This is a genomic window from Marinomonas rhizomae (assembly GCF_024397855.1).
Taxonomy (GTDB): domain Bacteria; phylum Pseudomonadota; class Gammaproteobacteria; order Pseudomonadales; family Marinomonadaceae; genus Marinomonas; species Marinomonas rhizomae_A.
The window spans coordinates 2,064,218-2,084,860 of sequence record NZ_CP073343.1; the positions used below are offsets into that span (position 1 = coordinate 2,064,218).

The 20,643-nt window shown below is 42.4% G+C and carries 18 protein-coding genes; 14 read left to right on the forward strand and 4 right to left on the reverse strand.

Annotated features, from left to right (window positions below; genetic code table 11):
* Nucleotides 1-37 precede the first annotated feature (37 nt).
* From KDW99_RS09795 to murI, 8 genes are read left to right on the forward strand one after another with little or no spacing between them, the layout of a single operon-like run.
* Nucleotides 38-1,969: a ComEC/Rec2 family competence protein gene (locus KDW99_RS09795; RefSeq protein ID WP_255829120.1), complete on the forward strand. Its 1,932-nt coding sequence runs from the start codon at nucleotides 38-40 to the stop codon at nucleotides 1,967-1,969.
* Nucleotides 1,970-1,982: 13 nt separating this feature from the next.
* On the forward strand, nucleotides 1,983-2,609 hold the full coding sequence (locus KDW99_RS09800; RefSeq protein WP_255829121.1) for a MotA/TolQ/ExbB proton channel family protein: 627 nt from the start codon (nucleotides 1,983-1,985) through the stop codon (nucleotides 2,607-2,609).
* Nucleotides 2,606-3,028, forward strand: a complete 423-nt coding sequence (locus tag KDW99_RS09805) for an ExbD/TolR family protein (protein ID WP_255829122.1) — start codon at nucleotides 2,606-2,608, stop codon at nucleotides 3,026-3,028. Before KDW99_RS09800 ends, KDW99_RS09805 begins: the two co-directional genes overlap by 4 nt.
* A complete protein-coding gene (gene lpxK / locus KDW99_RS09810) occupies nucleotides 3,025-4,062 on the forward strand; it encodes a tetraacyldisaccharide 4'-kinase (protein WP_255829123.1) in 1,038 nt (345 codons plus the stop codon). The genes KDW99_RS09805 and lpxK overlap by 4 nt, the downstream gene beginning before the upstream one ends.
* The gene (locus KDW99_RS09815) at nucleotides 4,055-4,252 is read left to right on the forward strand and encodes a Trm112 family protein (RefSeq protein WP_255829124.1); all 198 of its coding nucleotides are present in this window, start codon (nucleotides 4,055-4,057) and stop codon (nucleotides 4,250-4,252) included. Before lpxK ends, KDW99_RS09815 begins: the two co-directional genes overlap by 8 nt.
* The gene (locus KDW99_RS09820; protein ID WP_255829125.1) at nucleotides 4,249-4,725 is read left to right on the forward strand and encodes a low molecular weight protein-tyrosine-phosphatase; all 477 of its coding nucleotides are present in this window, start codon (nucleotides 4,249-4,251) and stop codon (nucleotides 4,723-4,725) included. The genes KDW99_RS09815 and KDW99_RS09820 overlap by 4 nt, the downstream gene beginning before the upstream one ends.
* Before the next feature lie 8 nt (nucleotides 4,726-4,733).
* Nucleotides 4,734-5,807: a UDP-N-acetylmuramate dehydrogenase gene (gene murB / locus KDW99_RS09825; RefSeq protein WP_255829126.1), complete on the forward strand. Its 1,074-nt coding sequence runs from the start codon at nucleotides 4,734-4,736 to the stop codon at nucleotides 5,805-5,807.
* Nucleotides 5,804-6,613 carry a glutamate racemase gene (gene murI / locus KDW99_RS09830; protein ID WP_255829127.1) on the forward strand — a complete coding sequence of 270 codons (810 nt, stop codon included), beginning with the start codon at nucleotides 5,804-5,806 and terminating at the stop codon, nucleotides 6,611-6,613. Before murB ends, murI begins: the two co-directional genes overlap by 4 nt.
* Nucleotides 6,614-6,616: 3 nt before the next feature.
* Here murI and KDW99_RS09835 read toward each other — a convergent pair whose 3' ends face one another.
* The gene (locus tag KDW99_RS09835) at nucleotides 6,617-7,762 is read right to left on the reverse strand and encodes a patatin-like phospholipase family protein (RefSeq protein ID WP_255829128.1); all 1,146 of its coding nucleotides are present in this window, start codon (nucleotides 7,760-7,762) and stop codon (nucleotides 6,617-6,619) included.
* Nucleotides 7,763-8,039: 277 nt separating this feature from the next.
* On the opposite strand from KDW99_RS09835, the gene KDW99_RS09840 reads away from it, so the two are divergent.
* Both KDW99_RS09840 and pgm read left to right on the forward strand, forming a co-directional pair.
* Complete coding sequence (locus tag KDW99_RS09840) at nucleotides 8,040-9,164, forward strand: beta-ketoacyl-ACP synthase III (protein WP_255829129.1); 1,125 nt, start codon at nucleotides 8,040-8,042, stop codon at nucleotides 9,162-9,164.
* A 115-nt stretch (nucleotides 9,165-9,279) separates the two neighbouring features.
* Complete coding sequence (gene pgm / locus KDW99_RS09845; RefSeq protein ID WP_255829130.1) at nucleotides 9,280-10,923, forward strand: phosphoglucomutase (alpha-D-glucose-1,6-bisphosphate-dependent); 1,644 nt, start codon at nucleotides 9,280-9,282, stop codon at nucleotides 10,921-10,923.
* A gap of 86 nt (nucleotides 10,924-11,009) precedes the next feature.
* On the opposite strand, the gene KDW99_RS09850 is transcribed toward pgm, so the two are convergent.
* The 3 genes from KDW99_RS09850 to KDW99_RS09860 all read right to left on the reverse strand — a co-directional run bounded on the left by KDW99_RS09850 (nucleotide 11,010) and on the right by KDW99_RS09860 (nucleotide 16,444).
* On the reverse strand, nucleotides 11,010-11,738 hold the full coding sequence (locus KDW99_RS09850; protein ID WP_255829131.1) for a spermidine synthase: 729 nt from the start codon (nucleotides 11,736-11,738) through the stop codon (nucleotides 11,010-11,012).
* A gap of 69 nt (nucleotides 11,739-11,807) precedes the next feature.
* The gene (ydiJ, locus tag KDW99_RS09855) at nucleotides 11,808-14,882 is read right to left on the reverse strand and encodes a D-2-hydroxyglutarate dehydrogenase YdiJ (RefSeq protein ID WP_255829132.1); all 3,075 of its coding nucleotides are present in this window, start codon (nucleotides 14,880-14,882) and stop codon (nucleotides 11,808-11,810) included.
* Between the two features lie 689 nt (nucleotides 14,883-15,571).
* On the reverse strand, nucleotides 15,572-16,444 hold the full coding sequence (locus KDW99_RS09860) for an aldo/keto reductase family oxidoreductase (protein WP_255829133.1): 873 nt from the start codon (nucleotides 16,442-16,444) through the stop codon (nucleotides 15,572-15,574).
* Between the two features lie 117 nt (nucleotides 16,445-16,561).
* Here KDW99_RS09860 and KDW99_RS09865 point away from each other — a divergent pair, with 117 nt between their 5' ends.
* The 4 genes from KDW99_RS09865 to KDW99_RS09880 all read left to right on the forward strand — a co-directional run bounded on the left by KDW99_RS09865 (nucleotide 16,562) and on the right by KDW99_RS09880 (nucleotide 20,586).
* Entirely contained in the window at nucleotides 16,562-17,455 is an 894-nt protein-coding gene (locus tag KDW99_RS09865; RefSeq protein ID WP_205114672.1) for a LysR family transcriptional regulator, read from the forward strand.
* Between the two features lie 230 nt (nucleotides 17,456-17,685).
* Nucleotides 17,686-18,645 carry a 1-aminocyclopropane-1-carboxylate deaminase/D-cysteine desulfhydrase gene (locus KDW99_RS09870; RefSeq protein WP_370646900.1) on the forward strand — a complete coding sequence of 320 codons (960 nt, stop codon included), beginning with the start codon at nucleotides 17,686-17,688 and terminating at the stop codon, nucleotides 18,643-18,645.
* 132 nt (nucleotides 18,646-18,777) lie between these two features.
* A complete protein-coding gene (locus KDW99_RS09875; protein ID WP_114412005.1) occupies nucleotides 18,778-19,659 on the forward strand; it encodes an NAD(+) kinase in 882 nt (293 codons plus the stop codon).
* A 57-nt stretch (nucleotides 19,660-19,716) separates the two neighbouring features.
* Complete coding sequence (locus tag KDW99_RS09880; RefSeq protein WP_255829135.1) at nucleotides 19,717-20,586, forward strand: rhomboid family intramembrane serine protease; 870 nt, start codon at nucleotides 19,717-19,719, stop codon at nucleotides 20,584-20,586.
* The last annotated feature ends 57 nt before the right edge of the window (nucleotides 20,587-20,643 follow it).

A 20,643-nucleotide genomic window follows, 5' to 3' on the forward strand; every position in this document is an offset into this window, starting at 1 on the left:
TTAAAAATAATTTAGCAATTTAAGACAAGGAGGTCTTATGTTACTAAGTAGTTTGTCCATATTGATGGGCGCCATACTGGTGCCGAGCGATTATTTGTGGGTGTATTCTACTCATATCATTCTAATGTGTCTCTACCTAATATGGTCTAAGCGTTCAATAGTTCTACATTTGACGCTTCTCTCCTTTATTTTCGTCATCTTGAGTGAGTTTTTACCAACGGAGCCTTTGCCACTTAAGACCGGCTATCTGGTGTGGGTCGATTTTGAAAAGCAGCAGCTGGTTTATAAAAAAGATCAATTGCCAAGTAAGTTCTCTTTATCTAAGAGTGTAGTCAGCATTGTATATGTCAATGAAACGGGTCAAAGACAGACCAAAGATAATTTTGATCTAACTGCATTCAGAGAGCTTTCAAATGATGACGTTAGGATTCATTCATTATATCCAGGTGAAGTCACCAGCATCTTATTGCCAGATAAAAATGGCCCTTGGTGGTTAAGGCAGCTTTATATCAAAAAGCAAACGGCACAACTTACTATTCGTTTTACGGACGAAACGCTACATGAAATAGAAGAAACCCACTTTTCTCTCAGAAATCAGCTTTTTAATAAGCTTGATTTGGTGTTTGGGGAGTTCAATTCTTGGCGCTTCTCCAAGGCTTTGCTGTTAGGTCAGGATGATTTATGGAGTGAGCGAGATACATGGATAATTCGTACACTTGGTTTGGCCCACTTATTTGTTGTTTCGGGGCTGCATACTGGTTTTATGTTTGCGATTGGTTGCTTGCTGAGTCGGGCTGTATGGCAGGTATTACCTAGCAGAATCATGCTGTCAGGTTTAACTCGTTGGCAGTGTGATGCGGTGGTCATCATGCCTTTATTGATAATGTATGCCTATATAACCAATTGGGGTGAGCCTGTAGTAAGGGCATCCATTATGCTGAGTGTTTATTTATGTGCTCGCATGTTCGCAATAAAAGCCTCTCCTTATGGCATCATCACCTTTGCTTTGTGGTTAGTTCTTTTAGTTAACCCTAGGGCGGTGCTGAGTCCAAGTTTGTGGTTGTCTTTTAGTATGGTGTATTTGTTAATTGGCTATTGCCAGACATCCACCAAGTTGTCGCGACTATTTATGGTGCAAATCATGCTGAGCACCGCATCAATGGTATTAATACTAGGCTGGCAAGAAGCCATTTCAAGTGTATCCATCTTAGTGAATATTGCGCTCATTCCGTTGGCTGCATTTCTATGGTTTCCAATAGCATTATTGTCTTGTGTGGAGTCGTTGCTTATTGGAACGGCATACAGTTATCAACTATTGGATGTGCTGCTTTATTACATAATGATGATTGTTGAGTGGACTGCTTTTCAGTTGCCATTGCTGTTTTTTGAACAATTCACGTCTAGTTTTCCTCGTTGGATAATGTTGCTATTGATTGGCTTTTGGGTTTACCAAAGTCCTCTGAAAAGAGGGGTTGTCAGTGCGATGGGGATTTGGTGTGTTTTATTTTTGTCTGTGCTGATTGATGGCGCAATTGCGGACGTAATGCTGACAAATAGAGACAACAAGCTTATTGTCTCGGATCAAAATGAAATTGTATTAAATGAGTCATGGGCGGGCGCTGATGTTACCCGACTAATGTTCGGATCTTATTTGAACGTCGAGCAACAGGGTGGCTACGTTTTATCGCCCAGTGACATAACAGATCTTACTCCGCAAAGGCTTTTGGACCACGATATTAAGTGGGTAATGTTAAAGGGAGAAGTGCCAGAACAAATTACGACGATGCTTGAAGCAATGAATGTCGATTGGTTGGTGATTAAGGCTGATGAATCACTGGCATTTCATTTTCAAAAGAATCATGTATTGCTTCGTCATTCGTCCTGCATCTATTCATTTTTTCTCTTAAAATCTGACACTTGCAAACGTGTAGAAAAGTTAGAGAGTGTGTTAAATTACCTGCAAACTTAAATTGGAGAGCGAAGTGTTAGCCTTTATTCAAACTGGTGGTTTTTTCATGTGGCCGTTAATGGCGTGTTCCATTCTTACGTTGGCTATTATTATTGAGCGTTTTTGGACTCTTCGCAAAGCGGCAGTTGCCCCCAAAGGTCTGCTATCTGATGTTATGACAAGATTGCGTGATGACAGAATGACCATTGAATATATTCGTTCAATGCAAACCAAAACAGGGTTGGCTTCCATTTTTGCTGCCGGACTATTAAATTCAAAACATGGTCGTGGCGCGATGAAGGAAAGTGTTCAAGAAGCGGCTAGTCATGTTATTCATGAATTAGAACGATTCATGAATACCCTAGGTACTATTGCGGCCATATCACCCTTGCTTGGTTTGTTGGGCACGGTCGTGGGGATGATTAAAGTCTTTTCTGTACTAATGGAAAGCGGAGCTGGAAACACAGCTTTGTTGGCTGGCGGGATTTCAGAAGCTTTATTAACTACGGCAGCAGGTCTTGGGGTCGCAATTCCAGCGTTGATTTTTCATCGCTTTTTTAGCCGTAAAATTGATGAGCTTGTTGTCACTATGGAGCAACAATCGACTAAATTGGTTGACTCATTACATGGTGATCGTGAGAAGACAGGAGTTGCACAGTGAAATTTCGTCGTCAAAAAATAGATGACGTTCAAATCAATCTAACACCTCTGATCGACGTCGTTTTTTTATTGCTCATTTTCTTTATGGTGAGCACAACGTTTAATCAAAGTACTGAGTTAACAATTGATTTGCCGACTGCCACGTCAAATGCACCAAGCTCAGACCGTACCAAAAACGTCGAGCTGATTATCACTGCAGACGGCCAATATGTGATCAATGGTCAAACGCTGATTAATGAGAAAGTGAGCACCTTGGTACAAGGCTTAAAAGAAGTGACAGGGGGCGATTATACCCGACCACTTATTATTACCGCAGACGCAAAAGCGTCTTATGACATGGTGCTAAGAGTGTACGACGCGGCGGCAAGTCTTGGTATTACGAAGCTTGCTCATACTGCACAAAAAGAGCCAGCCCAGTGAGTGTAGAGTCATTGTTTACACGTTCATGGTATGGTCATTGTGGCTGGACTAACGTATTTCGTCCATTACAGCCATTGATAAAAAAAGCCGTTCTTAATAAAAGAGCCCAGTTCTTAGCGCATCCTGAATTGTCTTATAAAGCGCCAGTTCCAGTAATTGTAGTTGGTAATATCAGCGTTGGTGGAACTGGAAAATCGCCAATGGTTGTCGCTCTATGTGAGTTTTTAGCTAAAAATGGTTATCGTCCTGGTATTGTTTCTCGTGGTCACGGTGCAAAGGTTGAAGTGCCGACGCATGTATATCCTGATAGTGTGCCAAAAGACGTGGGTGATGAACCTGTGATGTTGGCTCGCCGATCAGCTTGCCCAATGGTGGTTTTTCCTAAAAGGGATGAAGCGGTAAAATTTCTACTAAGTACGACAGATGTGAATATTGTGGTGAGTGATGATGGTATGCAACATTATCAACTTAATAGAGATCTTGAAATTGCAATGCTAGATGCGACACGTGGTGTGGGTAACGGACATTTATTACCTGTAGGTCCACTGAGAGAGCCCATTGAACGACTTGCTGAAGTGGATTTTGTGGTGAGTGTGGCTGAGAAAATGACCCTGTCACTCGACACCTTAGGTTTACCCATTACACTTGCTCCATTAGTACCTACAAAGCTAGTTTCAATTGATGGAAAAAAGACTCTAGATTACCAAGATGCTTTTGCTAATGAACCAAAGTGGCATATTATGGCGGGTATTGGTAATCCTGAACGCTTTGTTGCAACGCTAGATCGCTTAGGTTTGCAAAAGAAAAATACAACACAGCAATGGTTTACAGATCACCATATGTTTGAAGTAAGCGACGTGCCCGCAAGTGGCGCAGTGTTGATGACAGAGAAAGATGCGGTAAAATGTCAGTCACTTCAATTATCAAATTCAAATGTTTGGTATTTACCAGTGTCTTTGGTTTTGCCAAACAGTTTCCAACAAGCGCTGTTAGAAAAACTTAACCTCATTAAAATGGATCATTCCCATGAATAAAACCTTACTTGATATCTTAGTTTGCCCTGTTACTAAAGCATCACTGACTTTAAGCAAAGACGGGACTGAATTAATTAGCAAAGTGGGCGGCATGGCGTACCCAGTTCGTGATGGCATTCCTGTTTTATTAGAAACAGAAGCGCGCACTTTAACGGCCGATGAGCGTTTAGAGTCAGGTTCTGCAAAATGAAATCCTATAAAGTGCTGACGGTATGTTTAGGCAATATTTGTCGATCTCCCGCAGCGCAAGGCATATTAGAAAGTGTCGCGACTAAACGCGGTGTGTTTCTAGAACTTGATTCTGCGGGTACGGCGGCTTATCACATTGGCAACCCTCCTGATTCTCGATCCATTAAAGCTCTTCATCAGGTAGATATCGATATTTCTCGACAAAAAGCCCGTCAAGTTACCAAAGATGACTTCCATGAGTTTGATTGGATTCTTGCGATGGACAGTGAAAATTTGTTTAACCTCAAGAAAATTCAACCGAAAAACAGCAAGGCGACATTGGTGATGTTTGGTGAATTTAATGACCAAGCTAAGTTTGGCGAAGTGGCGGATCCTTATTATGGTGGTGACGACGGTTTTGCTGAGATGAGAAAACACCTTATAGCAATTGCGGACGCATTTGTGCATCACCTGCATTCCAATAGAGAAGATTAAACCAAACAATGAACATGCGATTCAATACCGACGATGTTTTTGCGCAGCGCATTGAAAGCTCCATTCAAGAAAATGTTTCCCTAGCCACTTACAACACCTTTCGTTTCAATTATAGTGCGGAATATTTTGCCATAGCAGAGTCTTTAGACTCTTTAAAAGCGTTATTAGCTTGGGCAAATCATTTTCAACTCACCGTCACCATGATTGGTGGCGGTAGTAATTTGCTTATCTCGGCCGATGTATCTGGCCTTGTTATTCTCAATCGGTTAACTGGAATTAGTGCAAGAGAGCATTCGGGCAACCTTGTGAGTTTAACGGTTGCTGCAGGTGAGAGTTGGCATCAAGTGGTGAAATATGCGGTAGAGCAAAAGTGGTATGGCATTGAAAATCTCGCTTTAATTCCTGGAACAACAGGGGCGGCACCAGTTCAAAACATCGGTGCTTATGGCGTTGAAATCAAAGATGTCCTAGCGCGAGTTCAAGTTATTAATAGAAACACCGGTGATGTTTACTGGATCAATGGTAGAGACTGTGGTTTTTCTTATCGAGACAGTTTTTTTAAAGGTATGTGGAAGGATGTATTCTTTATTACTTCCGTTGAGCTTTCATTGAAGAAGCAGGCTGAACTCTTATTAAGCTACGGCGGTTTGTCCGAGAGCATTGGAGAGAGGCCAAGTCTTCAAGCTGTTTTTGATACCGTATGTCGTGTTCGAAGTGAAAAATTACCCGACCCGGTAGTGCTAGCAAATTCAGGGAGTTTCTTCAAAAATCCCATTGTTAGCCAAGCTCAGCATAGTGAGCTAAAAGAACGTTTTCCTAATCTGGTGTCTTTTCCATTTGAGGAGGGCTTCAAATTGGCAGCTGGCTGGTTGATTGACCAAGCTGGCTGGAGAGGTAAGCAATACAAAGGCGTTGGTGTGTATGAAAAACAAGCCTTGGTATTAGTTAATCATTCAGAGACTAATGCCGCTGCTTTGTTGGAATTAGAGGCTAAAATTAAGCGATCTGTTTTGGAGATGTATAGCGTTGAGCTGGAGCGTGAGCCTGTTCAGCTACCTCTGTGTAGGGAGTCGCAACAGTGAAAGTCGGTGTTATGGATTCAGGAGCAGGAGGACTAACGATCCTCAATGCGATACATCAAAAACACCCTTATCTTGATTTGTTATATTTGGCAGACGATGCATTTGCGCCATACGGTAGTAAAAGCATCGAACAGTTACAAGAGCGATTGGTTAAGGTCGGACGTTTTTTTGAAAATGAAAAAGTTGGTGCCATTGTGGTCGCTTGTAATACAGCCACTGTCGCAGCTATTGATACGCTGCGTGCCAGTACTTCGTTGCCAATTATTGGCGTTGAGCCTGCTGTTAAACCCGCTTTCCGTCTTAGTAAAAAGCGCAGAGTGGCTGTACTGGCTACGCCTGTAACCGCAGAGAGCCAAAGGTTAAATCAATTGATCGATCTCTGGAAAGCAGACAGTCATGTTTCTATTATGTCTAGTTCCACGTTGGCATTTGATATTGATGCTTGGCCAGAAACAGAAAACAAAGTTCAACAAACAATTGAGCAGTTGAGCCAAAATATGATGGCTCAAAATATTGATACCTTAGTATTGGCTTGCACACATTATCCTCTGGTTAAGCATTTATTTGAGCAAATACTTGGGGATGAGTGTGAAATTATAGAGCCGAGCGAAGGTGTGACAGCGCAGTTGATTCGCCGCCTCACAGAATCATATCCGAATGATATGAGCCAATTGCTCGACTTAAGTGCCAAGTATCAAGGCAGCATAGAGATTTGCAGTTCACTAGGCTTTAAAAATATGCCGCGCCTGACTTCGTGGGTGGTGTCGTCGACCCCGATCAAAGACCAAAGGCACGTGCTTATTTAATGGTTACTTGCTATTTTCAAAGAAAGTGATGATACGATCTTTTTCCCACATAGCGTCTTTATAACCCAGCTCCATCAAGGCTCGACAATACTGTGGTGTAAAGAGTAAGTAGCTTGCAGCGGAACTGATTTTCTCTGTTGTCGATCCTCCCGCTGCTTTTAGCAAAACACGAATCTTTTTCGGCAATGTCCCTATATAATGATGAGCGATTTCATTCAGCTCTTCCGATGGTGAAATGATTAAGGTTTCTGTTGGAAGGTTAGGGTGGTTTGCTCGCTTGTCTTCTGGTAGATCTCGAATAAGATTATTCATTATTTCTAATTGATAAATGTCATCTTCAAGATTGTCGATAAAAGCACTGTTTAGTAGTTGCCCCAGAATCTGCGCCATGCTTGGCGCGCTACTATCAATGTCTTTTTTCTGTGTTGCCCATTTCTGTGCGCTTCGGTTACCACTCACACCAATGATAAATAATTTATCTGCCCCCAGTTTAAGTGCTGGATAAATGGCCGATTTTTGACGGATTGCGCCATCGCCATAATAATGATCGTGTATTTTATGAGCCGGAAATATCGTTGGAATAGCGCTGGAAGCTAAGAGGTGATCAACGCCTAAGTTTTCTGTCACACCTTTACGTCGATTGCCCTGCCATTCTTGTAAATCCGAGGAACCTTGGAAAAAGGTGGTAGATTCCCCTGTGCTGTAACTCATAGCGGTAATGGCTAAGGCTTTGAGTTGTTCTTTATCAATGGCATCGCTAATTCTCGAAAAATCTAAATGATTTGTTAGTAGCTCTTTTAGTGGTGTGTTATCCATTAGAGCAATAGAGTTATCTTGATTGTGAAGATGAAATAGAGATAACAAGGTTTTTGTTAGTGAGCTCGCCACAGGCCATCGGCCCACTGTGTATATTTGATCAGGTGTAAGATGGCGCCAAACAAAAGCAAGTGAGGACACCGCTTTGGAAAAGTTGTCGGCATACGATGCAAGCATGGTAGCATTTAATGCGCCGGCTGAAGTGCCGCATAATATGGGGAAAGGTAGAGGAGTGTGTTTGGGAAGCATTTTCCCCATTGCTGACAACACGCCCACCTGATAAGCAGCACGAGCACCGCCACCAGATAAAATTAATGCATTATTATTTTTCATAAAAGCTCGCTTATTCTGAAATCTTTAAGTGTTCAATGTACCTCATAAGCCCCCGTTTCTTCTATTAAAACAATCACTCACTTATGCAAAGTATGATCGATTTAGTTAAAAATACCATTCTATGATATAAATATTTTGAATAATCTGGTGGCTTAGTTATTACTATCAGTGGACTGTCTAGGCAATCTATTCCACAATTCAGCCTATACTCTTTAAATTAGTCGATACAAAAGATACAAGTAGAAAATTTTTGAATAATAAGAAAAAGGATAATCCCATGAATGCTTCAGTTGTCATTAGCGGAGTTGGTCTATGGACTCCAGCACACAGCATCAGCAATGAAGAGCTCGTAGAAAGCTACAACGCTTGGGCCGAGCAATTCAACACAAAAAACGCAGGTGCCATTGATAAAGGTGAGATAGAAGCTAAACCTCTTTCTAGCGCTGCTTTCATTGAAAAAGCATCAGGTATTAAAAGTCGTTATATCTATTCAAAAGAAGGCGCGTTAGACATTAACCGTATGCGCCCTGTGCTGGAAGTTCGAACTGATGAGCAAATTTCACATCAAGCAGAAATGGCCATTGCCGCGGCTAAAAAAGCGTTAAAAGCAGCCAATAAAAAAGTCAGTGATATCGATATGGTGATAGTTTCCTGTGCTTATACTCAGCGCTCTTATCCTGCAATTGCCATTGAAGTTCAGGGCGCATTAGGCATCGAAGGCTTTGGTTTCGATATGCTAGTTGCTTGTTCTGCGGCGACTTTTGGCTTGCAGAGAGCTGTTGATGCCGTAAAAGCAGGCTCATCTAAAGGCGTTTTGGTGATCAACCCAGAATTAACGTCTCCCCAAGTAAATTACATGGATCGAGATTCTCACTTTATATTTGGTGATGTCGCAACGGCCATAGTTGTTGAAAGCAGCGAGACATGTCAGTCAGCTCATTCGTTCGATGTTCTAAGTACTAAGTGCATTACGTCATATTCAAACAATATTCGTTCGAACTTTGGCTATACGACTCGTGTAACAGATGAAGATCCTTACTCTGCGGATATGCTTTTCCATCAAAATGGCCGCAAAGTTTTCAAAGAAGTTTGTCCTATGGCTGCTGAGCATATTGAGAATCACTTGAAGAGCCAAGGCATTCAGGTATCGGAGTTAAAACGTTGGTGGTTACATCAAGCTAATATCAATATGAATTTGTTAATCAGTAAGCGCTTGTTGGGACGTGACGCCACGCTTGAAGAAGCGCCTGTTGTTCTTGATGAATACGCCAATACAGCCTCTGCTGGTTCTATGATTGCTTTTGCCAAATACCATGAAGATTTGGCCGTAGGCGATATTGGTGTGATTTGTTCCTTTGGCGCTGGTTACTCGATAGGCAGTTTGATCCTTCGTAAACGTTAATTGCTTATTCTTTTATCATGCTTGAATAAGTTGCTCAGTTAAGTCATTGAAACAGATCTGATTATAAGGGAGACTAATCATATTGGTTTCAATGACTTAATAGGGCATTTAAAATATGGCAATTCATCCTCAAGCAGGGCAGCTTGCTTCTCATGATATTCTTGTAAACCTACCAGAGCTGATGTCAGCTTATTACTTAAAAAAGCCTCGTGTTACAACACATCCAGATGAGCGTGTTAGCTTTGGTACATCAGGTCACCGTGGCAGTGCTTTATTAAGCAGTTTTAATGAAGATCATATTTTAGCCATTGCTCAGGCTATTGCGGAATACCGTTTATCTCAAAATGTGTCCGGCCCATTGTATTTGGGGAAGGATACGCATGCTTTGTCTGAAGCGGCTTTTCAAACAGCAGTGAGCGTGCTCACTGCTAATGGTGTTCGGGTTCGCACCCAGTTAAATGGTGGTTATACACCAACCCCCGTTATTTCTCATGCAGTGTTAACCCACAATAAAGCAGAGGCTGATGTTAGTGATGGTATTGTTATTACGCCTTCCCACAACCCACCAGAAGACGGCGGCATTAAATACAATTCAAGTAAAGGCGGTCCAGCAGACAAAGACATTACCGACTGGGTAGCTAAAAGAGCGAATGCGTTACTTGAAGCTAACCTTGAAGGTGTAAAACGTTTATCTCCAGATGAAGTGGAAGCCAGTGGTTTAATCGAACCGTTTGATTTCATTAATCATTACGTTAATGACCTTGAAAATGTCATTGATATGAAGGCTATCGCGGATAAAAAAATTCGTATTGGCGTGGACCCAATGGGTGGCTCAGGCATTCATTATTGGGAACCTATTGCAAAAAAATACGGTTTAGATATTACCGTCGTTAATGAAGAAGTTGATCCTACTTTCCGCTTTGTGCCGCGTGATAAAGATGGACGTATTCGTATGGACTGTTCTTCACCTTATTCCATGAAGGGATTATTAAAACTCAAAGACGATTTTGATATCGCGGTAGGCAATGATCCAGATTATGACCGACACGGCATTGTTTGTGCGGGCTTTGGATTGATGAACCCAAATGCGTATTTAGCAGTGGCAATTGAGTATCTATCTCAACATAGAACTCAGTGGCCACAAGATATTCAATTTGGTAAAACCCTTGTTTCTAGTGGCATGATAGACCGCGTGGTGACTGGATTAGGCCGACAACTTTGTGAAGTGCCAGTTGGTTTTAAGTGGTACGTAGAAGGTTTGTACGAAGGCACAATGGCATTTGGTGGAGAAGAGAGCGCAGGCGCCTCTTTCCTTCGCAAAGATGCAAGCGTTTGGTCGACAGATAAAGACGGTTTTATCATGGCACTGCTAGCGGCCGAGATTTTAGCTGTGACAGGTAAAGATCCACAGAGTCACTATGACGCGCAAGTGGCTAAATATGGTAAGCCTTATTACAAGCGTATTGATGTTGCCGCGACATCTGCACAAAAAGCCTTGTTGGGCGCTTTGGATAGCAAAGATGTCGCACAAACCGAATTAGCCGGAGAAGCGATTATATCAGTGCTAACTCATGCGCCAGGTAATAATGCTGCCATTGGTGGCCTAAAAGTCTCGACAGAAAATGGCTGGTTTGCCGCTCGGCCCTCCGGCACGGAAAACGTTTATAAAATCTACTTAGAAAGCTTTATATCAGAAGCGCATCTTGCTGAGCTTGAAAGTGAGGCGAAAGCCTTAGTGGACAGTGTGCTAGGAAGCTAGTAAGGCAATTTGATCTTTTTTAAACAAAAAACGCCGCTTATTGTTAAAAAATAAGCGGCGCTTTTGTTTTCGTAAAGTAGGTTTAACTAAATATCTGATAACCTAGACAGCCATTTTCCTAACTGAAAGCCCATTTTATCGCTGAGCTTTTGCGCGGCGGCTTTTAGCTCTTTGGCGTTACTGCTGTTCATTCTTTTGCCCGCGATGATCACCCAGTTACCACTTCCCGTATCTAAGGCTCTAACATCGTTAAAGTGCTGTTTAATGATGGCAGTTAGTTCATGGTTATTCTTTTGATCAATCCAGCAATTCAAAGCTAACCAACCATCTTCCTTAATGTTTTTGGCGCAGTTTTCAATGAAGCTTGTCTGGAGGACGGCGCGATCCATTCCTTCGGTGTTATAGAGGTCTGTCATTAGTAAATCGACTTTCTTAGGTAAACCTTCTTCCATGTAATCAATGCCATTGGCGACTTCTAAACTGATACGTTTGCCTCTGGGTAATTTGAAATACATTTCCGCCGCGTCCATCACCTCTTGTCGTAGTTCTACAGCAGTTATATGAATGGCTGGTACCGTATGGTGAAGTGCATTAAGCAAGGTGCCACCGCCAAGCCCTAAAATGCACACTCGTTTTGGTTCACAAAACAATAAGGGCAGCATCATGGCTTGCGTATATTCGTGCTGCAAAATATGGGGCGTAGAAAGGCGAATACGACTTTGCTCATCGCCATCGGCAAAAGACAGGATGCGGTATTGGCCATCATCAAATATGCGAATAGGACCAAGTTCATCGGCGCTGTCATGTATTAACATAGTGTTCCTTGATAAAAATAGATAAGGCTCGGAGACCGAGCCTTATGGAAAAATCTTTAGTATTTTAAATTACTCGACTTTTGCTTCTCGAAGATGTTTCAAGATAGCTTGTACTGGGTGAGGGATAGCAACATCATCAAAACGCTTTGCTTGGCTACGACAAGAGTAGCCAGTTGCCACTAGTTTTCCGAGCAGCCCTGGATCAGTTACTTTTTCTTTCCACGACAAATCATAAATGGTTTTCGAGGTTTCTTTATTAGCGGCTTCATGTCCATAGGTCCCCGCCATGCCACAGCAGCCGACGTTTTCGATTTTTAATTCAAGCCCTAAAATACTGTAGACTTTTTGCCAGTCTTGAAGAGATGCTGCGGCATTGGTTTTTTCAGTGCAGTGAGTCATTAAATGGTAAGTCGAGCTATCGCACATTAAAGGTTGTTTAATAAGGTGTGCGCTTTTCTTCATTAGCCATTCTTGCATCAATTGAATGTTAGGAATTTGTCGAGTATCGCTAAAGGCTTTGGTGTATTCCGAGCGATAAGTCAGCGTCATCGAAGGGTCAATGCCGATAAAAGGCAATCCATAGAAAGCCAAGCTTTGTAACATATCTAAGTTCTTACGCGCGGTGCGGTTAAAGGCTTTCATGAAGCCATGCACATGTAAGGGTTTTCCGTTAGGCATGTAGGGCGCTAGATACGCTTGGAAGCCAAGACGGCTTAGGGTTTCCATCGTGTCCAACACCAGCTCGGTTTCAAAGTAACTGGTGAAAGCATCTTGTACCACGATGACGGCGCGAGACCTGTCTTTTGGGCTTAGTGATTCTATGGCCAGTGGTGTTGCTAAACGAATGCCACGGCGTGACATTTCTTTTTTTAGGTTGAGCGTGCTCAATTTAGGGTTGTCAGCCAAACCTATATACTTGCTGCTGAAGTGATTAAACCAACGGCGACCAACAAGCCAATTGTATGGCTGGGGGAATATCGCCATGGTTGGCATCATAAATTCTAGCGAGCCAATAAGGTAATCCTTAGCAGGTCGTAGGTAACGACTATAGTAAAGCTCTAAGAATTTCGCTCTAAACTCTGGTACATCGACTTTAATTGGGCATTGCCCAACACAAGATTTACACGCCAAACAGCCCATCATAGATTCATGTACTTCGTTGGAGAAGTCATATTCACCACGACGTTTCGCTAGAGTGTTTTTTAGTCTTGGTAAGAAATTGAAAAAGACATTGCTGTGTTTAGTATCTTTGCTTGCTTTTACGGTATCCACGCCTTGTTGGCTCATGCCACGAAGCCATTCACGCATTAAAGAAGCGCGACCTTTTGGCGAGTGGCGACGATCTCGGGTGCCTTTCCAGGAAGGGCACATGGCATCATTTGGATCGAAGTTGTAGCAGGCACCGTTGCCATTACAGTACATGCCTTCTTGAAACTGATCGCGGTTCTGCAATGGAATTTGACGGTCAAATTGACCACGTAATGGAACGGCATCTATCTTTAATAAATCTACACCGAGTTCAAATGGTGTAGCGATTTTACCAGGGTTTAATTGGTTTCTTGGATCAAACGCGGCTTTTACTTGCTGGATACTAGGATAGAGCTCGCCAAAGAAAGCGGGTGAATATTCCGAGCGAACGCCTTTGCCATGTTCACCCCACAATAAGCCATTGTATTTTTGCGTGAGCGCAACCACCTTATCGGTGATTTCACGGATCATGGGTTCTTGTGATTCATCTTTAAGATCAAGCGCAGGGCGAACATGCAGAACGCCAGCATCCACATGGCCGAACATGCCGTATTGCACCTTGTAGCTGTCTAGAACCGCACGAAACTCCATAATAAAGTCAGCAAGGTTTTCTGGCGGCACGGCAGTGTCTTCAACAAATGGAATAGGGCGTCTTTCTCCCTTAGCGTTCCCAAGCAGACCAACCGACTTTTTACGCATTGCCCAAAGCTTGTTCACATTGTCGTGACCCATAGCAATGGTGTAGCCCAATGCACTGCTTCCGCCATGTTCGACTAAGGTGTCGAGTTTATCAGTAAGCACTTTTATTTTGTTGGCAACGTCTTGTTCATCATTGCCGGTGTATTCGACGAGATTGATCCCTTGGATGTTTTCTCCCACTTTTTCTGGGAAAAATTCAGCAACAGAATTCCAAACGATATCGCCTTTTGCAAGACCGAGTACTTTCGAGTCGACGGTTTCGATAGAGGTTGGCTTGGCGGCGAGCAGCTCACGTGCATGACGAAGCGAGCCTTCAAAGCTGTCATAGCGAATATTGACCAGAGCCGCATAAGTCGGAATAGTCAAAAGATTTACCTTGGCTTCGACGATAAAACCTAAGGTGCCTTCTGATCCGCAAAGCACCGAGTTCATATTGAATTGTCCGTCTTCGGTGCGAATATGAGCAAAGTCGTAGCCAGTTAAACAGCGGTTAAGTTCAGGGAAGGTGTCTTTGATCTCTTGAGCTTTGCTTTTTTGAATACTATCGACAATACGGTGCGCATGAGCGGAATAGTCACTACCACTTTGTATGTCGGCCAGTGTTTTATCATCAATGGGGGCTGATTCTAGTAGATGTCCGTCTAACAGCACGGTTTTCAATTCAAGAACATGATCGCGTGTTTTCCCATACATTACCGAACCTTGTCCGCTGGCGTCGGTGTTGATCATACCGCCAATAGTCGCTCGGTTGCTGGTCGATAACTCTGGTGCAAAGAATAAGCCGTGAGGTTTAATCGCTTTATTAAGTTGATCTTTTACTACGCCAGCTTCGACACGAGCCCAACCTTCCTCAGCGTTGATTTCCAGAATTCGATTCATGTACTTGGATAAATCAATCACCAAACCATCGGTTAACGACTGGCCATTAGTACCAGTGCCGCCGCCCCGCGGGCTTAACACCACATCATTAAACTCTTCCTGGTTGGATAACTGCACCAATAACTGAATGTCTTTGGTGTTTTTAGGAAAGATAACCCCTTGAGGTAAGACTTGGTAAATGGAGTTATCAGTTGAAAGAACCACACGGTTGGCATAATCAGGATTGGTGTCTCCTGAGAATCCTGAAGCTTTCAGGCGTTCGATGAAAGAAAGGTATTTGGCCTGAATGGGCGAGACTTCAGAAAGCTTTGGAATCATGTTTCATCTCCACAATTGATGAGTGTGCAGATTTTAACAAACAACTGAGTTCTAAAGGGATATTTTTATGGTTCTTCGTCGTCTCTAAAGATATCTTCTATGCATTAGCAAAACCAACTTGAGGGCTTTCATCTAGCTAAAATACCTACACTGTAATTGGGGACAGAGTAAAACTAAATAGACTCCCTAGCTAATCCCTCTTCATGCTATCCTTTTTTATCTTAAAGTATGTGAGAAAGGAGTCTCCATGCCACGCCGTGCGGTTGGCGTAAAAATAGGGGTGATGGCTGATTGTAGAAATTTAATTTTACTCTGACCCGAATTATTCCCTGGCTATGCGGGGATATCGTCCAGAGAGCATTTAATAGGTGTCCTGTCCACACTGTCCATATACACTTCCTGCTTTAAATCCAGCCGATTTCAGAATAACTTTCCTGAAACTGGCTGTTTGTTTGTTCATTTCTTACGATTATTTTCAGAAAAAATCAGCTCGAAAATAAATACTGGTTAATAATAAATCTGTTTTCCGCTCAAATTATGTGGCTGCTTCTCCAAACGTGTCGAATAATTGTAATGAATAATTGGGGGCAGGTCTTTTTTTGCCTTTTAGCATTGAGCCTGATCATAAAACTACCCATCTAGAGATAGTTGGGTAGTTTTAATTCACCTACAGGCTTAACGCTGATTTTTTAGATATTAACAGCAATGTTATTTAATTTGGCAATGGCCTCACTCGGTAAAATCAACTCTGCTGCGGCTAAGTTTTGTTGTAGATGTTTAGTTGAAGATGTTCCTGGTATTAATAGAATATTAGCTGAACGCTGAAGCAACCAAGCCAAAGCGACTTGCATTACTGTCGCGTTTAGCGATATCGCAACTTCTTCTAAAATGGATGATTGTAGTGGTGTGAAGCCGCCAAGTGGAAAGAAAGGTGTATAGGCAATGCCTTCTTTTGCAAGCAGATCAATAAGTGCATCGTCTCTTCTGTGCACTAGATTGTACTGGTTCTGTACGCAAACAATTGGTGCGATACTGCGTGCTTCTTCAATTTGATTTGCAGTAACATTACTGACACCTAAGTGATTTATCAGACCTTCTTTTTGTAACTCGGCAAGTACGGAAAATGGTTCTGCAATAGAGCCTTCGGCTGGGCCATGAGCATCAAACATAGCTCGCAGATTGACTACCTCGATTTGTTCTATGCCAAGGTTGGTTAGATTATCATGTACGGCTTGAATAAGTTCAGGCTTTGAAAAAGCGGGCAACCAATCGCCTTTCTCATTCCGAAGAGTACCAACCTTAGTCACCAATGCTAGTTCTTTAGTATAAGGGTGTAATGCCTCACGAATGATTTGGTTCGTTATGTGTGGGCCGTAAAAATCGGAGGTGTCGATATGGTTAATGCCACTTTCTATTGCGGCTTGAAGGACTGCAATGGCTTCTTTTTTATCTTTAGGTAGACCAAAAACGCCGGAGCCAGCCAACTGCATAGCACCGTAACCCATTCGGTTGATTGTTTTATTACCGAGCTTGAATGTACCAGCTTGTTGAATGTTAACCATGATGATTTTCCTATGTGAGATGTTGGTTAGGTGGTCTATTCTAAGTTGCATCACTTTGTGCGACAATCCTATTTAATCAGAACGTGTTGTGCGAGATTTAGAACAATGAAGGCATCTATGAATGACATTTCGGCATTTGTTGCTGTTGCTAGAGCTGGTGGTTTTCGTGAGGCCGCAAGAGTAGAAAATATAAGCGCTTCACGTTTAAGTGATGCCATACGACGCTTAGAAAGGGAGTTGGGAGTACGATTGTTTCATCGTAATACTCGCAGTGTTGTCCTTACGGAAGTCGGTTTGGTTTTGTTAGAACGTATGAATCCTGTTATGAATGAATTTGATTCAGCGTTAGATATGGTCAATCTATATCGTGATAAACCCTCGGGTAAACTTCGTCTTAACGTACCTGTTAGTGCCGTAAAATTAATATTGCCAGCTATTGTCCCTGAATTTTTGGAGGCCTATCCTGATATTGAACTTGAAGTGACGGCGGAGAGCGATGCTATCAATATTATTGATGCAGGTTTCGATGCTGGTATTCGTTATGACGAGCGACTAGAACAGGATATGATTGCTGTGCCTATAGGACCACGTCAACAACGATATGCATTAGCCGCAGCGCCTAAATTATTAGATAGGTTAGGTCGACCAGCTCACCCTCGTGACCTATTGAATTATCCTTGTTTAACGGGTCGGTTTCGATCAGGGTTAGCCAACACTTGGGGATTTGAGAAAGATAATGAAGTTATAGAGATCAAAGTTTCAGGTCCTTTAGTGGTTAATATAGGTAGCGTTCTAGATCTTGCTGTTGATGCAGCTGTTGCTGGCACGGGTGTTGTTTATTTGTTTGAAGAATGGCTACAGCCTTATTTTGACTCAGGGCAACTTGAACCTATTCTTGACAATTGGTGGTTGTCTTTTAGCGGGCCGTATTTGTATTATTCTGGTCGAAGATTGGTGCCAACTCCCTTACGAACATTTATTGATTTTGTAAAAAGTAGGGATATAAATTAAAAATGCGTCTGCATACTCTCCTTCAAAGGCTGCGAACGTATTTACAGAAAAGCCAAACTAGGGCTCGGATAATTATCCGCACGGGTGAATGTAAAGGCGTAAAAATAGTGACAATGGCTGATCGAGATTTAATTTTACTTTGTCCCCAATCAATTTAGTTGAAAAAGTAAGTGATAACGGGTTTAAAGCTCATGTTAATATGAAAAGCATGTACATTTTTTCAAATGAGTATGCTTGTGTCTTGCATTCAGTCAATCGTCCTTCCACCAGCCTTTCTTTATTCGTCTGGTGCTCAGCCTTCAGATATTCAATACGAGTTAGACATCTACCGTGGTGACATCGAGCATCCTAATGCGCCGGGAAATAAATGGCATAAGCTCCAACACCACCTTAAAGCCGCCAAGGAACAAAACACCTCTGTCATTGCGACTTTTGGTGGGCCGTTTTCGAATCATCTTCATGCTTTTGGCGCTACGCTCAAAGATTTGCCGTTTAGAGCGGTTGCTGTCGTAAGGGGGGAGCTTCAGCCTACACTCACTCCGACTCTAAAAGATTTGGTGTCTGCTAGTGTTGAGTTATGGCCTTCATCAAGATCGGATTATCGTCTTGGAATGGATGCACAAGTCGTCAGCAAAATAAACCAGCTCTACAGTAATGTTTACTGGATTCCAGAAGGTGGCGGTGGTGAGCTTGGCGCCATGGGTTGTCGTGATTGGGCGGATAATATTAGTGCCATCGATGATGCTTATGATGCTTGGGTGGTATCGTCTGGTACAGGCACAACCGCTGCGGGCTTGTTGGCAAATGCCAATACGCCAGATTTGCATGTGTTTAGCGCATTAAAAGGTGAGCCTGCTCAGCGAGGTTTGATTTTAGATTTATCCGATGGATTGACTCTAAAATCAATAACTAAAGAGCGGCTTGATGCCAAGTTATTCTTTCATTCAGACTGTCATGAAGGTGGGTATGCCAAACAAAGTCCAGTTCTAAAGTCCTTCATATCAGAATTTGCCCGTGCAAACCCCAATCATCCACTTGATCCTATTTATACCTGTAAAAGCATGTTTGCTGTTTTGAGTGCCATGAAAGAAGGTTCATGGCCATATCGTCGTACATTATTTATTCATACTGGTGGTTTGCAAGGTTGGCGAGGGTTTTCAAAAGATATTAATCCCTTTGCGTACTCTTAACGAGATGGCGATAGTCGACGTCTTCATGTTAAAGTTGCCCAACTTATGTAAAACCCACATGAAAATAAAAACCGTTATACATACTTTAGTGGGTTGATTTGTTGACATCGATAGACGGGAAGAGAATGACACATGAGTCTTTTTAGACGTGTTGGTATTATTGCTCGATTAGATAAACCTCAGATTCTTGATACGGTTAAGAAACTGATGGAGTATCTTCAAGAAAAAGACATCGCTCCGGTACTTGAAGACCAATTGGCGACCATGATGCCTGGTGTGAAAGTCGCTTCATCGGCGCTAAAAGAATTAGGTGATCATTGTGACATGGTCATGGTAGTGGGAGGTGACGGAAGTTTCCTTGGTGCTGCTAGAGCAATCTGTAATTACGACATTCCTGTATTAGGTATCAACCGAGGTACGTTGGGGTTTTTAACCGACATCTCGCCACACAATCTTCAAGAAGAATTAGACCCTATTTTTCGTGGCGAATACCATGAAGAAAAGCGCTTTATGATTGAAGCGAAAATCAAGCGTCAGAATCGTCCTAGCGGCGAAGGTATTGCGCTCAATGATTTGGTTCTTCACCCTGGCAAATCTGCTCGAATGATTCGTTTTGACTTATTCATAGACGATCAATTTGTCATGAATCAAAAATCTGATGGTTTAATTGTTGCCACACCCACAGGATCAACCGCTTATGCGCTGTCTGCTGGTGGTCCAATTATGCTGCCAAAATTAGATGCTTTGGTTCTAGTGCCCATGCACCCACATACGTTAAGTAACAGACCTATTGTGATTGATGCCAATGCCAATATACGCATTGTTGTATGCGAATCGAATCTAACGTATCCAAGTGTGAGTTGTGACGGCCAGCTTAATATTACCGCGGCACCAGGGGATGAGATCCACATCTCTAAAAAAACGGGTGGAATTCGACTGATACACCCTAAAAACCATGATTTTTACAATGTGTGTCGTGACAAGCTAGGTTGGCAATCCAGTTATCGCGCTTAATATATTGGGTTCTGGTTAAATTTTATTATTTTGTAAACAAATCCTTTTAGGGGCTGCATGTATTTTGTTTATCAGTTCAAAGAAACAGAAGACCCTAAAGGGTTAACCGAAGCTTTGTGGCATCATAAAGTGGCACATCAAATTCTGTTCAAAGATGGCCATAATGAGTTGTGGGTATTGGATCCAAGCCAGTTGCCAACCGTTGAGCAGCTTATGACTATTTGGAAGGGTGATCCGGCTTTGTTGCAGCAAGCCCAGGCTGCAGCGGTGACCAGAACAGCCACTAAAGGTGGAATCCTTTCTCAGCTCAAACTCTCGCCAATGACAACTATCTTATTACTGTTAACCTTATTAGTAGCGGTGATTACTCAACTTGGTGGTGACATCAAAACAGTCGGTTACTTTTCTATTAGTCCATTCGATATTAGAAACGGTCATATTTATTTTTATGATTTATCTGAAGTGTTATCTAAAGGTGAGTATTGGCGTATTTTCACTCCTACATTACTGCATTTCAGCGTGCTACATATTGTTTTCAATACACTATGGATTTGGGAGATCGGCAGCAAACTAGAACGTATTTTAGGGTCAATCGCTTGGAGTGTTGGGGTTGCCATTATTGCGGTATTAAGTAACGTTTTGCAGTACGAAATAAGTGGTTATCCTTTATTTGGCGGCTTGTCAGGCGTGGTATACGGTTTAATTGGTTTTGCTTGGCTTTTGCCGATTTTAAGCAAGCGCTGGCCAATCATTATCAGCAAACAGTTGATGGCGTTTTTTGTGGTTTGGTTAGGTATAGGCTATACGCCTTTTCCTGAAATGGTAGGGCTTGGTAGTATTGCCAATACGGCTCATACCATCGGTTTGTTGTCAGGGTTAGTGCTTGGTGTTGTTTACTGGCTTACGACCAAACACCGTCATAAATAGTTCAAACAGTTTAAATTTTATCTTTTAATTATAGACTTGGCCTGCTTCAAAGCAGGG